Origin of the sequence: Sulfitobacter sp. THAF37 (assembly GCF_009363555.1) — a bacterium.
Classification (GTDB): Bacteria; Pseudomonadota; Alphaproteobacteria; order Rhodobacterales; family Rhodobacteraceae; genus Sulfitobacter.
In genome coordinates this window covers 1,388,525-1,403,817 of sequence record NZ_CP045372.1, presented here as the reverse complement: position 1 = coordinate 1,403,817, position 15,293 = coordinate 1,388,525, and the positions used below count along the sequence as shown (strand labels likewise).

Genomic DNA, 15,293 nt, shown 5'->3' with positions numbered 1-15,293 from the left:
TTCCCGACACACCCACCCGGTTTTGCGCCACGTAGGGTTTCCGATAGGGGTCACGGTTTCGCGCGCTTGGCCGGTTCCGGGTCTATACCGCACTTTCCCCCGGCTGCCCCGTCGCCTATCAAGGCGGAAAAGATCAGGTGCCACATGTCTCACATCACGCTTATCCGTCATGGTCAGGCCAATTCGCAGGCCAAGGACGAACTGAGCTACGACAAGCTCAGCCCGCTGGGCCACGAACAGGCCGCATGGCTGGGCGACCACCTGCGCGAGAGCGAAACCCACCACACCCGGCTCTATACCGGCACGCTGACCCGGCATGTGGAAACCGCCGAGGGGATGGGGACCGGTCTGGACCCCATTCGCGACCCGCGTCTGAACGAGCTGGAGTATTTCACGCTTGCCACCCTGCTTGAGGCGCAACACGGCATCGCGTTTCCCGCGGAACAGGGCGCGTTCACCTCGCATCTTCCCACGGTATTCCAGCACTGGCAGGACGGCATGATCGAGGAGGCGCCGGAAACCTGGGACAATTTCCATAGTCGAATCGAAGATGCGCTGAGGGAAATCGCTGCCGGTCAGGGGCCCGCGCTGGTCGTCACATCCGGCGGCTTGATCTCTATGGTGATGGCCCAGGCGATGGGCCTTGGCATCCCGGCGATGGCCCGCATCGCGCTGGCGATCATGCATACGTCCATGCACCGGCTGTTTCCGATCGGCGGGCACTGGTCGCCTGTGCTGTTCAATGCCGTGCCGCATCTGGACCGGCCCGACCGGCGCAGCGCGCAAACCCATATCTGAAGGAACGGTTCCGATGCTGAAACTCTACTACACCCCCGGTACGATCTCCATCGCGGTTGCAATCGCACTCGAAGAAGCGGGCCTGCCCTTTGACCCGATCAAGGTCGATTTCGCCAGCGCCGAACAGACGAAACCGCCCTACCTCAGCGTGAACCCGAAAGGCCGCGTGCCTGCGCTGGTGGACGACGCCGGCAGGATCATGACCGAAACCGGTGCGCTGCTGGAATACATCGCCGCGATCGCACCGGATGCGGGGCTGCTGCCGCCGGACGCGGTGACGGCGGTTCACATGCGCGGGGTGATGTACTACATCGCGTCCACGATGCATGTCGCCCACGCACACAAGATGCGCGGCCATCGTTGGGCGGACTCACAAGCCAGCTTCGACGACATGACGGCGAAAGTGCCGCAAACCATGCGCGCCTGCGCCGAGTATGTCGAGGCCGACTGCCTGCGCGGAGACTACGTCTGCGGCGATGCGCTGAGCATCGCGGACCCCTACCTGTTCATCGTCTGCAACTGGCTCAGGGGAGACGAGGTCATCGTGTCGGATTTTCCCCGCATCGAAGCGTTCCTGGCCCGGATGGAAGCGCGCGCCAGCGTCAAAAAGATGCGGGAAACCGGGATGCTATGACCCCGCCCTTCAGGAGAAGATGCGGAAATACAGCCAGTCCGGCAGAAACTGGCTGACCCGGAACACCAGAGAGAACAGCCAGGGAAAGCTCTTCTTGAAAGTGTCAGTCCCCATGTGCTCGACCACCTCCTGCGCGGCCTCTTCCGGCTCCATGATAAAAGGCATGTGAAAGTCGTTCTTGTCGGTCAGCTGGGTCTTGATAAAGCCCGGGTTGATGACCTGTACCTGTACCCCGGTCTTGCGCAGGTCGGCGTGCATACACTCCGCCAGTGACATCGTCCCGGCCTTGGACGCCGTATATCCGATGGAGCCGGGCAGGCCGCGAAAACCCGTCAGGCTGGACGTGATGACGATATGGCCTGCATCCCGCGCGACCATCGCGGGCACGACCTGCCCCATCACCCGCATCAGACCGGTAAAATTCACGTCCGCCATGGTCGTCGCCTGTTCGGCATTCCACTCCCGCGCGCTGAAAGGCCAGTAGGCCCCGGCGAGGTAGACAATGCCGTCGATCTCGCCCACCGCTTCGGTCGCGGATCGGACGCTTTCGTCATCCGTCACGTCGATCAGCTGGTAGCTCGCCTTGCCCGGCAGTTCCTTCACCAGATCGGCCAGCTTTTCCTCCGACCGGGCCGAGACGATCACTTCGGCCCCGGCGCGGCTCAGTTTGCGGGCCAACGCCGCACCCAAACCGTCGCTGGCGCCGACCAGCCAATAACGTTTCGACTGAAAGCTCTTCATGGTCACTCCTTCGGTCTGATCGTTGCGACGAGTTCCGCCACCTTGAATCCGTACTTGCGGAACTGACTGCGGTTCACGATTGTTCCGTCCGGCGTCAGATACATCCAGTCCTCCGCCCGCAACCGGTGTCCGCCACTTTCCGGCGGCAGAACAATTTCGTAGCGCAGCTGTGCGGTCGAGCCAGAGAGATGACCGCTGCCCACACCCGGCACGTCGTCCGCCCTGACGGCGAATGCACCGTCTTCGCCCAGCGTGATATGCCATTCCCGGTGCTGGATGGACCCGTCGTTATAGCGGAACCGCTCGGCCATCAGGCCGGTGTCACCGGACCACGAGATATCGAAATCCGCCACGAAGGAACTCGTCATGCGCCCCAGAGGCCCGAAGATCACCCCTTCGCAGACCATTTTGCCCGTCAGGTGTTTCTTCAGATCGAAGGCCGGGAATCCCTCGCTGTAGTCGTCCGGGCTTTGACCCGGAAATTCGGCAAAACGCCGTCGCACCAGCACCCCGAACATCGCCAGAGCGATCCCAAGTGCAAGAAAGATAAAATTCTCCATCAGACGTCCTCGGATGTCTTCAAACGGCTCAGAAGCCCAATCGCGAGCAACTTCAGGACGCAGGGAACACCAGCATAGAAGATGGTCAGCAATCTGACCGCCTGCTGCGGACTCTCGTCGGCGCCGCCGCGCAGTCCCGCCGCCTCCAGCAGGGGAAGTAGGGCGACAGCGGCGAATGCCAACGTGAACTTGGATACAAACGACCACAAGCCGAACCCCTCGGCGGCTGAGGGTGAAATACGGGCCATGCGGCTGGCGAACATGGCTGGCAGCAGCGTCAGGTCCGCCCCCAGCACCGCGCCGGATGCGACGCAGACCACGGCGAATATCCAGATGTCGCCCGGCCCCAGAAAAAGTGCGCCGCCGAAAGACAGGATGCCCAGCGCCATCGCCGCCAGCAGCACGCGCTTGCCGCCAAAGGTCTCGGCCAGCTTGCCCCAAAGCGGGGCAGCCCCCGCAGCGGACAGAAAGAACAACAACAAAAGCGGCCCTTCCCATCCCTGCGCCTCAAGCGCGATTTCCACGTAGAACAGGAACAGGGTCGATGTCACCGCGACCGGCGCGGCATTGAAGAGCGCGATCAACAGCAGCTGCCGCGCCACAGGATCACGCAGCACAGTGGCAAAGCCCGTCGCTGGTGGCAGGCCGACGTCGCGCCATTCGCCCGCCATCGCCAGAACACTGGCCAGCGCCAGCACCGCGAAACCCACCGCGAACCCGGCAAAGGGTGCGCCCAGAACCGCGCCCAGCGCCACCGGAGCCACCGAGGCCGCACAAACCCCCAGCAGCGCACCGGTTTCTCGCCACCGGGCCAGCAACAGATGCCCCCGCCCCGGCAGGCTGTCAGCCTTCGACACGCCCTGCGCGTAGAAACAGATGGTCAGAAAGCTGAAGCCCGAGAAGACCAGCGTCAGCGTGAGGCCGAACCAGACAATGGGCAGGATCGGTGGCGGCACCGCAAAGAGGCCCAGCATGGCAATGGCCATCACGCCAGCACCCAGCGCCACCGCAACCCCGCGATGCGCCCGCAGACGTTCCGACAGCCAGCCCAGTAGCGGGTCCTGCACCACATCCAGCAGGCGCAACCCGAACAGCACCGCACCCAGCGCCGCCAGCGAAACGCCGTATTCATCGACATAGAATTTGGGCGCGTGGATATAGATGGGCAGTCCCGCGGCGGACAGCAGCGCCGCAAACAGCGCATAAGCGGGCAGCCGCTGCGCCAAGAGCCTCATCAGCGGCTGACTTCTTTCTCGGGTGGCAGGGGGCGTGCGCGAAATGTCGCGCCTTTCCACCACAGCTTGATCGCCTGCCAGTGGATCAGCGCCAGAACCCGCCGGGCGCCCAGCGGGCGCCGCAGCATCGCGCGCAGGATGCCCGCGTTGGTCAGCGGTTTGCGCTTGCCGGTCAACGTGGCGACCAGTCCGCCGTTCCCGGCGCTGTAGTCGATCCATATGCCGATCCTATCGGCCTTGATATCGAACCGAAAGGTATAGGACCCTTCGATCGGCTGGAATGGCGAGACGTGAAAGACCTTGGTTGCCTTCAGTTGGTCCTCGGCCGTGATTGGTCGCAGATCGTCGTGGTGACACAGGTAGCAATGCCTGTCGCCATATGTATTCGTGACCTCGGCGATCACGCAGGTCAGCGCGCCCTTCCCGTCGCGGCAAAGCCAGAAGCTCACCGGGTTGAAGACGAACCCCAACACCCTTGGCTGCGCGAGAAGCTCGATGGTTGCGATGCCCGCGATGCCATGCGCCGCAAGCACCTCGCGTACCCAGGTGGCACCGCGCCCCTGATGCGGTGCCCCGCCGTGGTCACGGTCCAGCAATGACGTTACCCCAACCCGGTTGCGGCGGAACAGCAGCGGCGTTCTTGGCGGTGCTTCCGCATCGCAGAGCACATAGTCGATGGAATAGCGAAAGGCGTTTTCGACGGCTCCCTTGCGCCCGTGAAAGGTCTGTCCGGCGATATGCTCGACCATACCTGTCATTCGGCGGCGATGGGCAGGGCGGCACCGCGTTCGATCCGGTCGGCCACGTCCAGCGCGCTGGCCAGACCGTCTTCGTGGAAGCCGTTGCGCATCCAGGCGCCGCAGAACCAGGTGTTGCGATTGCCGTTCAGCGCCGCGATCTGCTTCTGCGCGTGCAGCGCCGCCAGGTCGTAGACCGGATGGCGCAGGGTAACTTGATCGTAGATCAGTTCTTCGCGAATCGTGCGCTTGGTGTTCAGGGTCACGAAATGCGGGTCGTCCATTGGGATCTGCTGCAGCGAGTTCATCCAATAGGTCAGGTCGATCCGGTCGGATTTTGCAGCGCGGTCTTCGGTGTAGACCCACGAAGCCCAGGTGGATCGCCGCCGCGGCATCATCCGGTCGTCGGCATGCAGGGTGACATCGTTGGGCTGATACCGGATCGCCCCCAGATTGGCCTGCTCCGCCCCATCCGCGTCGGCCAGCAGCGCCAGCGTATCGTCGGAATGTGTGGCAAAGACGACCTCGTCGAAATGTTCCCATTCGCCGCCCGACGTCTTTACGTCCACGCCAGGCGCCAGCCGCCGCACCGCCTGCACCGGGGCGCTCAGGCGGATGTTCACGCCCATGGCCCGCATCGCGGTGTCAAGTCGGCTGACATAGCTCAAAGAGCCGCCCTGAACCGTGTACCACTGGTGCTGACCCGAATAGCCCAGAAGCGCATGATTGCGAAAGAAATCCACCATGGCATAGGCGGGGAAATCCATGATCTTTTCGGTGGGCGTGGACCAGATGGCGCCAGAAAGCGGAGACAGGTAATAGTCCTTGAAATACCGGCCCGTTCCCAGAACGGACAGAAACTCCCCGATGGTCCGGCTCTGGTCCTCGCCGGCGATGCGGGTTGCATGTTTGTTGAACCTTAGAATGTCGCGCAGCATGGCTATGAAACGCGGGTTCAATACGTTGCGGCGCTGCGCGAAGACCGCGTTGAGGCTGGTCAGGGCGTATTCGATCCGCCCCCCGTCGATGGATGCGCCGAAGCTCATGTTCGACGGCACCACCGGCACGTCCAGTTCCTCGAACAGGGCGGCAAGGTTGGGGTAGTTGGCGTAGTTGAACACGATGAACCCGGTGTCCACAGGCTGATCACCGTTCTTGCCCGCGATCACCGTGCGCGCGTGGCCACCAAGCCGCGCACCGCTTTCAAACAGTGTGACGTCATGCGTGTCCGCCAGCCTGTGCGCTGCCCCCATGCCCGAAATCCCAGCGCCGATCACGGCAATCCTGCGCCGGGGCGATCCGCCTTGCACCGGCTCCATTGCTACAGCTTCAAATGGCATAGGGTAATGTGTTCCTGTCTGTCGTTGGTCGTTTGCCGGATATGTTACCCCGTATGTACGAGACCGCACCGCCAAGAGTTGCAAATAATCGGACCTTGGCAAAGCGCAACTGCCCGCGAGAGCGCATATTCAGCATCTGCGCCCATGTTTCAGAGAATAGCCCGGATATTGAGGGTTCAAGATTCTGACGTCTTCGTGAGAGCACCGTGTCCGGGATAGCGGCGCTACTTCTTTTCCAGAGGCACGGCCATGCGCGGCGGCTCGTCCTTTGCCAGTTCCTCGAAATCAAAGTTGTGCAGACGCCCTGCACGTTTGGATGCCTTCTCCGAGCTGATCATGATCTCGTCCACATCCTTGCGGGCCTGTCCGAAATGACGGTCCAGATTGCCGACCCGTGTCACCAGCCGCTCGACATCGGCATGCAGCGCGCCCAGTTCCTTGCGGATGGCACCGGCCTGCTCGCGCATCCGCGCATCCTTGAGAATGGCGCGCATGGTGTTCAACGTGGCCATGCAGGTGGTGGGCGACACGATCCAGACCCGTGCGGCAAACCCTTCGCGGATCAGTTCGGGGAAATTGGCGTGCAGCTCGGCATAGACCGCCTCTGACGGCAGGAACATCAGCGCACCGTCTGCCGTTTCGCCTTCGAGGATGTATTTCTCGGAAATATCGCGGATGTGCTTCTTTACCGCCACTTTCATCGCCGCGACCGCGTTCTTCAGGTCCCAGTCTGTCTTGGCATTGCGCAGGGCCTCGTAGGCTTCCAAGGGAAACTTGCTGTCGATCACGATGGGACCCGGCGGGTTGGGCAGGTGGATCAGGCAATCGGCCCGCTTGCCGTTCGGCAAGGTGTGTTGGAGGCTGTAGCTGTCCGACGGCAGCTGCTTGGACACGATATCGCGCAGCTGGATTTCTCCGAACGCGCCGCGGGTCTGCTTGTTGCTCAGGATGTCCTGCAAGGACAGCACATCGCCCGACAGCTTGGTGATATTGTCCTGCGCCTTGTCGATGGCCGCCAGACGTTCCTGCAACTGGGTCAGGCTGGTCGTGGTCTGTTTGGCTGACCCATGCAGGGTCTGGTTCATGCGTTCCTGCATCTCGGCCAGGGCACGCTGGGACCGGGCGGCGTTGTCTGCCAGCCGCTCCTGCATCTGCAACTGCACGGTGTTCAGCCGCGTCTCGACCGACTGGATCAGCTGGCTTTGCGCATTGGCCTGGGTGTCGGACACCATCTGCAAACCGCCGCGCAGCTGCTCCTGCCCCGCGCCAAGCTGCTGCACATGGCCACCCAGCACCTGCATCTGCTGTGAAAGCGGTGCCGCCAGACGCGCCGTCCGCCCGGCGGCGCGTACCGCCACGATCAGCAGGATCACGATCAGCGCCACCAGCGCCGCCGCCCCAAGGACAGCCAGCCCGAGCGGATCATTCCACTGGTAGATTTCGCCGCCGATCTCGATCATGTGCGCCCGAACAGCCGTTCGATATCGGCCAGCTTGAGCTCGACATAGGTGGGTCGCCCGTGGTTGCATTGGCCGGAATGGGGCGTCGCCTCCATCTCGCGCAGCAGGGCGTTCATTTCTTCCGCCCGCATCCAGCGGCCCGAGCGGATCGAACCGTGGCAGGCGATGCGGCTCAGGATCGCCTCGATCCGGGCCTGTAGGATGGTGCTGTCGCTCTGGTCGGCCAGTTCGTCCAGTATATCCAGCAGCATCGCGCGGGCATTGACCGTGCCCAGGATCGCGGGCGTCTCACGCACCGCAAGGGCGTTGCCGCCGAATGCCTCGATCCCCAGACCCAGCCGCGCCAGATCGTCGGCGACCTCCAGCAGGCGCGCGCAATCTCCCGTCGAAAGCTCCACAATCTCCGGGATCAGCAGCGCCTGCGCCGCCACGCCATTTTCTGCCATCTGGCGTTTGAGCTTTTCATAGACCAGCCGCTCATGCGCGGCATGCTGGTCCACGATGACCATGCCCGTCGCCGTCTGGGCAATGATGTAATTCTCATGCACCTGCCCGCGTGCGGTGCCCAGCGGATAGTCCTGTGCCGGCTCAACGGCTTCGCTCACAGGCTCGGCGGGTGTCTCCACCCGTCCCCACATGCCAGCCGTCTCGGCAAAGCCGGCAGGGGCCTGCGCCTGATGCGCCGCCCCCCTTGCGCCAAGGCTGGGCCGGTCCATCTGATAGACCCGCGCGCCCGTGGGTTCGGGCCGCATCGCGCCAAGCGTCGCCCCCGCAACGGTGGTGGAGGCGCGGTGCCCCGCCTCTGCCAGCGCATGGCGCAGGGCCGACACGATCAATCCACGCGCCAAGCCCGGATCGCGAAACCGCACCTCGGATTTCGCCGGGTGCACGTTGACGTCCACCAGCATCGGGTCGCAGTCGATGAACAGCGCCGCCGCCGGATGCCGGTCGCGGCTCAGGAAATCGTGGTAGGCGCCGCGCAGCGCGCCGATCAGCAGCTTGTCCCGCACCGGGCGGCCATTGACGAAAAGATACTGCGCCACCGCCGAGCCGCGAGAGTATGTCGGGAGCGCGGCAAAGCCGGTCAGATGCAGCCCCTCGCGCTGCGCGTCGATCGGCAGCGCATTCTCGGCAAATTCGCGACCCAGCACCTGCGCCAGACGGCCATGCAGCGCCTCGAACATGTCTCCCTGTTCGGCATCGGCGCGAAACACCTCGCGGCCCGGTCCGTCGCCCGACACGTCCCGCAGGGTGAAGCGGACAAAGGGTTCGGCCATGGCAAGTCGCTTGATCACGTCGCCAATCGCCTGGGCCTCCGCCCGGTCGGTCCGCAGGAACTTCAGCCGCGCGGGCGTGGCGTGGAACAGGTCGCGCAGGGTGACAACCGTACCGCCATTCAGCGCCGCTGGCCGAAGGTCGCCCTGCTTGCCACCCGCCACCGTGATCTCGGCCCCGTCATGACCCGCCGCGCGGCTGGTGATGCACAGCCTGCCCACCGCCCCCAGCGACGGCAGCGCCTCACCCCTGAAGCCGAAGGTCCGGATGTTCAAAAGGTCCGATCCGTCGATCTTGGACGTCGCATGGCGCGACAGCGCCAACGCCAGATCCTCGGACGTCATGCCGCAGCCGTCGTCGGTCACGCGGATCAATGTCTTGCCGCCATCGGCGTATTCCACCGTGATGCGCCGTGCGCCCGCGTCGATAGCGTTCTCCACCAGTTCCTTGACCGCAGAGGCGGGCCGCTCCACCACCTCGCCCGCGGCAATGCGGTTGATCGCGGCATCATCCAATTGGCGGATGACGGGGCGATTTTCGGCTATCTGGGGGTTGGCGACTGACATGCCCCAAGACCTAGCATGGGATACCGCGATTCTGCCAGCGGGAAACCGGCGGTCAGCGGGACGTCGCGGACCTGTACCAGGCCACGATCTCGGCCCGTTCGGCGGCCTGCATATAGCTCAGGTTCGCGGGCGGCATGGCATGGGTCAGACCGGCCTGCAAATAGATCTGTTTCGCCGCCATCGCGATCTGGTGCCCGGTTTCCAGCCGCACCCCCTTGGGCGGCCAGTGCAGGCCCTCCCAGGATGGCTCTGCCGCATGGCACATCGAACAGCGGCCCGTCACGATGTCTTGCACCCGGTCAAACCCATCCGCCTGCGCGAACCGCTGCGCGGCGGGCCCCGTCGCTTCTGTCGGCTCATCAGCCCGGAACATCGGCGCGGTGGACAGCCACATGATCGCGATGAACAGCAATGCGGTCGCCAGCCAGGTCCAGATCGGGTCGCCCGCGCGGGCGTGCATACTGTTGAAGTAATGCCGGATCGTCACCCCCATCAGGAACACCAGTGACGCGATCAGCCAGTTCATTTCGGATGCAAAGGCCAGCGGATAATGGTTCGACAGCATCAGGAAGATCACCGGCAGCGTCAGGTAGTTGTTGTGCGTGCTGCGCTGCTTGGCGATCTTGCCGTACTTGGAATCGGGCTTGCGCCCCGCCTTGAGGTCCGCGACCACGATCCGCTGGTTCGGCATGATGATAAAGAACACGTTGGCCGACATGATGGTCGCGGTAAAGGCGCCGAGATGCAGCAGCGCCGCCCGCCCCGAGAAGACGGAGGTGTAGAACCAGGCCATTCCCACGAGGATCACGTAGAGCAGGATCATCAGCCGGGTGTTGTCCTCGCCAAACCGGCTCTTGCAGATCCGGTCATAGGCGACCCAACCAAACGCCAGCGACGCCATCGAGATGGCAATCGCCTGAAAGGTGGAAAGCTCCATCACCGCCGGGTCGATCAGATAGAACTCCGCCCCCAGGTAATAGACCAGCACCAGCAGGGCAAAACCGCTGAGCCATGTCGAATAGCTTTCCCATTTGAACCACACCAGATGGTCCGGCATGTTGTCGGGCGCGATCAGGTATTTCTGCACATGGTAAAATCCGCCGCCATGCACCTGCCATTCCTCGCCATCGGCACCGGAGGCAAGGTCGCGGTCCCGGTGCAGCCCGAGGTCCAGCGCGATGAAGTAGAACGAGGACCCGATCCAGGCAATGCCCACGATCACATGGGTCCAGCGGACCGCGAACTCGATCCAGGAGGACATGGCGGCAAGGTCGTACATGGTTGCCCTTTCGGAAACTTTGATTATCGCGGCGCAGCTTCGCGTTGCAGTTCAGAACCGGAAAAAGGGAGCGGCGGCTCAACGCCTTGCCCCTCTCCCATTTGCTAGTGCGGCAGGCTGCCCCTTGAATGACCCTGAAGGCCGCCTGAGACTTCTTCGGTGGATTCCTCGGCCAGTTCCTCCGGCAGGGCCAGGTTCAGGATGATCGCGATCAGCGCCGCAGGCAGCAGCCCGCTGGTCATCAGAATGCGCATGGTGTCGGGCAGATGCTGCACCGCACCCGGCTCCAGCTGCAGGCCCAGACCGACCGAGATCGAAATCGCAAAGATCACCATGTTGCGCCGGTTCCAGTCCACATCTGACAGCATTGACATGCCTGCCGCGACCACCATGCCGAACATGACGATCACACCGCCGCCCAGTACTTCGATCGGCACCGTGCGGATCAATCCGCCCACTTTGGGCACCAGGCCGCAGATGATCAGGAAGACCGCGCCGCAGGTGACAACATGGCGGCTCATCACGCCGGTCATGGCGATCAGACCGACGTTCTGGCTGAACGAGGTATTGGGCAGGCCGCCAAAGACACCGGCAACGGCGGTGCCCAGTCCATCGGCATAGGTCGCACCAGCAATCTCGGTCTCCGTGGCCTCTCGGCCCGCGCCGCCCTTAGTGATCCCCGACACGTCGCCCACGGTTTCGATGGCCGAGATGAAGGCCATCAGACAGAACCCGATGACAGCTGCCGCCGAGAATTCAAAACCATAGCGGAACGGGTCTGGCAGGGCGACCCATGCGGCGCTGTTCCAGCTGGCGATCACTCCACGGTCGCCGCCAAACGACAACATGCCAACCGCGACGGCATAGAAATAGCCCGCGATCAACCCGATCAGCACGGCAGAGATCGACAGCATCCCGCGGGTAAAGAACTTCAGCCCCAGCGTGACCACAATCACCACCAGCGCCGCCGACCAGTTCAGCAGACTGCCATATTCCGGCGTGCCGATCGCAGGCACCCCGCCGGCGGCATACTGGATGCCCACCTGCACCAGCGCGAGGCCGATCATTGTGACAACCAGTCCCGTCACCAGCGGTGGCAGGGCAAAGCGTATCTTGCCGATGAACAGCCCCAGACAGGCATGAAACAGCCCCCCCACGACAATGCCGCCGAACAGGGCGGCCAGCCCGTCGACCCCCTTGCCCGCAACCAGCGGGATCATGATCGGGATAAAGGCAAAGGAGGTGCCCTGCACGATCGGCAGCGCCGCGCCCACCGGGCCGATGGTGATGGTCTGCAGCAGCGTCGCAACCCCGGCAAACAGCATGGACATCTGGATCAGGTACAGCAGTTCCGGGAAATCGGGCGAGTTTGAGCCAAACCCGAAGCCCGCCGCACCGGCGATGATGATGGCGGGTGTCACATTGCTGACGAACATCGCCAGCACATGCTGGATGCCCAGCGGAATCGCCCGCGTCAATGCAGGGGTGTAATTGGGATCGCGCAGCTGCTCCGGCGTCCCGATGGAGGTGGATGTCATGTTCTTGTCCCTTGTCGAAGAGGTCGCCCTCTGACGGGACGATCCGTTACGCAGGCTTTGCCCTGATCATATAGGGCCGGTCCAACGTGTATTCGTCAAGGTTCGGCGTGGTCCCGATCCGGTCTACCACGGCAAAAATACCCGGCCCCGCCAAAGGCGTCAGCACACCGTGCCAGGTTCCCCGGTGAAAGTTGATCCCCTGATGCGGCGCGGTGAGAAAGGCTTGCGGCTCACCCGGTCGGTCGCCCCGGTCCGGCGCGACGATTACAAGGAATGGGTTCGAGGTCATCGGCAGAAATGCCTGCGAGCCTTCGGGATGCCGCTCCAGCAGGTCCAGCAGATAGGGCAGTTGACGCGGCACCGCATTGAAGATGCTCAGTCCGGCGCGCCCCTCCGGCCCGAAATCAAGGGCCGCACGGTCATGGTAGCGCCCGCAGAGCCCCGCGTTGATCAGCTTGTCCGGCGCGCCCGCGCAATCCAGCACATCTCCGAAAGGGGCAAAAGCGGCAGGGGTCAGCGCCTGCGCAACAATCTCGCGCGGCACATTCATAGCGGCATGTGCCGGTTGACGTCCTTGTAGAGCAGATAGCGGAACGGGCCCTCTCCGGTGGCGATGCAGGCCTGCGGGCAGAAGGCGCGCAGCCACATGAAGTCGCCGGGCCCGACACTGACCCAATCCTTGTTCAACAGGTAATCCGCCGTGCCCTCCAGAACATAGAGCCCGTGCTCCATCACGTGGGTTTCGGCAAAGGGGATGCGGCCACCGGGCCTGAAGGTCACGATGTTCACGTGCATGTCGTGGCGCAGGTCCGCCGGATCGACGAAGCGGGTCGTTGCCCAGACGCCATCGCAATCGGGCATCTCAATGGGGGCAACTTCGGCATCGGACGTGACGAAAGCCTCCGGCATTCCGACCCCTTCGGTGGGCTGATAGCGTTTCCTGATCCAGTGAAACTGCGCAGCCACATCTTCATCGTTCCAGATGGTCCAGACAGTGTCGGGCGGGATGTAGGCATAACCGCCCGACGCCAGCACATGCCGCTGGCCGTCGATGTTCAGCGTCACCTGTCCCTGCGCCACGAAGATCACCGACTGCGCCTCCGGGTCCGTCTCGGGCGCGTCGGACCCGCCACCGGACCGCAATTCCACCGCGTATTGCGAAAAGGTCTCGGCAAAGCCCGACAGCGGCCGCGCCAGCACCCACATCCGCATGTCGCGCCAGCCGGGCAGGTAGCTGGTGACAATGTCCCGCTGGGTCAGAGCTGGCAGCACCGCATAGGCATTTGTGAAAACCGCAGTGCTTTCGGGGTCGGTCGATTGGTCCGGCAAGCCGCCGGGGGGAAAAGCGTAGCTCATAACATGTCCTCCAGCCGCAGCCGTGCAATTCGTTCGACCTGCCCGCAGGCGGTTGTGAACTCGGTGTCGGTATCGTTGGCCAGCCGCGCTTCGAAGGCCCGAAGGATACCCGCTTTGTCATGGTCCTTGACCGCAATGATAAAAGGAAACCGGTGTTTGCTCATGTAATCCGCGTTCAAGGCTTCGAAACGGGCGCGTTCCGCATCCGTCAGGGCGTCCAGACCGGCACTGGCCTGTTCCGCCGTGCTCTCGGCAGTCAGCCGTTTGGCCGCCGCCAGCTTGCCCGCAAGGTCCGGATGCGCCCGCAGGACCCCCAAGCGTTCTTCCTCACTGGCTGAACGGAACATCCGCACCAGCGCGTTGTGCAGCCCCGCAGGCGTATCATGGGCAGGCCCAAGTTCGAGCATATGGGCACGTTCGGCGATCCAGCCGGAATGTTCGAACACCCCCCCATAGGTGGCGACAAAGCTGTCGCGGTCCATCAGGCTGGGGCGAACCGCGCGGCGCTGCGGAGGGTGAACGGCGCGCCAGTGATCGGCAATGTCGATGCGCCGGGGGGTCCAGACGCCCTCGAACCCCTTGATGTATTCGACGAACCGTTTCAGCGCCCTGATCCGGCCCGGTCGGCCCACCAGCCGACAATGCAGCCCGACCGACATCATCTTTGCCGCGCCCTCTGCACCTTCGGCATAGAGCGTGTCGAAAGTATCGCGCAGATACGCGTAGAACTGGTCGCCGGAGTTGAACCCCTGTGGTGTCGCGAAGCGCATGTCGTTGCAGTCGAGCGTGTAGGGGATGATCAGCTGGTCCCGGGCGCCAACCTCCATCCAGTAGGGTAGATCATCGTCGTAGGTATCGGAAACGTAATCGAACTGCCCCGTTTCTGCGGCCAACGACACGGTGTTTACCGAGGTGCGCCCGCAATACCAGCCCCGCGGCGCGGTGCCGACGACCTCGGTGTGCAGGCGGATCGCCTCTGCCATATCGGCCCTTTCGGCCTCTGCGGTGTGGTCCTTGTAGTCGATCCATTTCAGCCCGTGGCTGGCGATTTCCCAGCCGGCGTCCTTCATTGCCTCGACCTGACCCGGGGCGCGGGCGAGCGCGCTGGCCACGCCGTAGACGGTCACAGGGATGCCTGCATCGGTGAACAGCCTGTGCAGCCGCCAGAACCCTGCCCGCGCGCCGAAATCATAGATGCTTTCCATGTTCCAGTGCCGCTGCCCCGGCCAAGGCTGCGCGCCGACGATCTCCGACAGGAAGGCTTCGGATGCCACATCCCCGTGCAGCAGGCAATTCTCGCCGCCCTCTTCGTAGTTCACCACGAATTGCACCGCGATACGCGCGCCTCCGGGCCATCGGGCGTCGGGGGGCGTGGGGCCGTAGCCGTGGAAATCGCGGGGATAGCGGTTCATGTCGGATGTCCTTGTCTTGCGCGGCTCACACTGCACAAATCCCGCGAACGACGCAATTTGCCTTTGGGTGCAAAAGCAGTCGGGCTGCATCCCGCCAAGGATGCAGCCCGACGCCAGATTGACTGCTGCTGCCTGTGTTTATGCGTTAGACTGGGATTATTAGGCGCGGGCCAACCTGAGTGACTGCCGGGGCAGGATGCCTATCGCGAATCTGTTCAGAAAAATCGGACCTGACACAAATCAAGGCGGCGTCCCCCCAGACGATATTCAGCCCCCTCAAGATATACACGTTTGGCGTGCAGGCTTCGGGGTTGGCCCCATATATAGGCAAAGGATGATTCGCAGGTCAAAGGAAAACGAAT

General features: G+C 63.4%; 14 protein-coding genes. 2 read left to right on the top strand and 12 right to left on the bottom strand.

Going from position 1 to position 15,293, the window contains the following annotated elements:
- The first annotated feature begins 144 nt into the window (after positions 1-144).
- Positions 145-798 (top strand): histidine phosphatase family protein, encoded by a 654-nt coding sequence (locus FIU94_RS06980; protein ID WP_152465099.1) that lies wholly within the window; start codon positions 145-147, stop codon positions 796-798.
- Positions 799-811: 13 nt separating this feature from the next.
- Entirely contained in the window at positions 812-1,432 is a 621-nt protein-coding gene (locus FIU94_RS06975) for a glutathione S-transferase family protein (protein ID WP_152465098.1), read from the top strand.
- Positions 1,433-1,441: 9 nt separating this feature from the next.
- On the opposite strand, the gene FIU94_RS06970 is transcribed toward FIU94_RS06975, so the two are convergent.
- The 12 genes from FIU94_RS06970 to puuE all read right to left on the bottom strand — a co-directional run bounded on the left by FIU94_RS06970 (position 1,442) and on the right by puuE (position 14,931).
- Complete coding sequence (locus FIU94_RS06970; protein WP_152465097.1) at positions 1,442-2,173, bottom strand: SDR family oxidoreductase; 732 nt, start codon at positions 2,171-2,173, stop codon at positions 1,442-1,444.
- 2 nt (positions 2,174-2,175) lie between these two features.
- Complete coding sequence (locus FIU94_RS06965) at positions 2,176-2,733, bottom strand: DUF3833 family protein (RefSeq protein ID WP_152465096.1); 558 nt, start codon at positions 2,731-2,733, stop codon at positions 2,176-2,178.
- Complete coding sequence (locus tag FIU94_RS06960) at positions 2,733-3,968, bottom strand: MFS transporter (protein ID WP_152465095.1); 1,236 nt, start codon at positions 3,966-3,968, stop codon at positions 2,733-2,735. Before FIU94_RS06960 ends, FIU94_RS06965 begins: the two co-directional genes overlap by 1 nt.
- Complete coding sequence (locus FIU94_RS06955; RefSeq protein ID WP_152465094.1) at positions 3,968-4,726, bottom strand: DUF1365 domain-containing protein; 759 nt, start codon at positions 4,724-4,726, stop codon at positions 3,968-3,970. The genes FIU94_RS06960 and FIU94_RS06955 overlap by 1 nt, the downstream gene beginning before the upstream one ends.
- A complete protein-coding gene (locus FIU94_RS06950) occupies positions 4,723-6,045 on the bottom strand; it encodes an NAD(P)/FAD-dependent oxidoreductase (protein WP_152465093.1) in 1,323 nt (440 codons plus the stop codon). Before FIU94_RS06950 ends, FIU94_RS06955 begins: the two co-directional genes overlap by 4 nt.
- A gap of 224 nt (positions 6,046-6,269) precedes the next feature.
- Complete coding sequence (locus FIU94_RS06945; RefSeq protein WP_152465092.1) at positions 6,270-7,505, bottom strand: DNA recombination protein RmuC; 1,236 nt, start codon at positions 7,503-7,505, stop codon at positions 6,270-6,272.
- Positions 7,502-9,346: a DNA mismatch repair endonuclease MutL gene (gene mutL / locus FIU94_RS06940; protein ID WP_152465091.1), complete on the bottom strand. Its 1,845-nt coding sequence runs from the start codon at positions 9,344-9,346 to the stop codon at positions 7,502-7,504. The genes FIU94_RS06945 and mutL overlap by 4 nt, the downstream gene beginning before the upstream one ends.
- A 52-nt stretch (positions 9,347-9,398) precedes the next feature.
- Positions 9,399-10,625, bottom strand: coding sequence for a urate hydroxylase PuuD (locus FIU94_RS06935; protein ID WP_152465090.1), 1,227 nt, complete (start codon positions 10,623-10,625; stop codon positions 9,399-9,401).
- A 104-nt stretch (positions 10,626-10,729) separates the two neighbouring features.
- Positions 10,730-12,163, bottom strand: coding sequence for a nucleobase:cation symporter-2 family protein (locus FIU94_RS06930; protein ID WP_152465089.1), 1,434 nt, complete (start codon positions 12,161-12,163; stop codon positions 10,730-10,732).
- Between the two features lie 46 nt (positions 12,164-12,209).
- Positions 12,210-12,707 carry an ureidoglycolate lyase gene (locus tag FIU94_RS06925; protein ID WP_172975936.1) on the bottom strand — a complete coding sequence of 166 codons (498 nt, stop codon included), beginning with the start codon at positions 12,705-12,707 and terminating at the stop codon, positions 12,210-12,212.
- Between the two features lie 2 nt (positions 12,708-12,709).
- On the bottom strand, positions 12,710-13,519 hold the full coding sequence (locus tag FIU94_RS06920) for a bifunctional allantoicase/(S)-ureidoglycine aminohydrolase (RefSeq protein ID WP_152465087.1): 810 nt from the start codon (positions 13,517-13,519) through the stop codon (positions 12,710-12,712).
- Positions 13,516-14,931, bottom strand: a complete 1,416-nt coding sequence (puuE, locus tag FIU94_RS06915; RefSeq protein WP_152465086.1) for an allantoinase PuuE — start codon at positions 14,929-14,931, stop codon at positions 13,516-13,518. The genes FIU94_RS06920 and puuE overlap by 4 nt, the downstream gene beginning before the upstream one ends.
- Between the last annotated feature and the right edge of the window lie 362 nt (positions 14,932-15,293).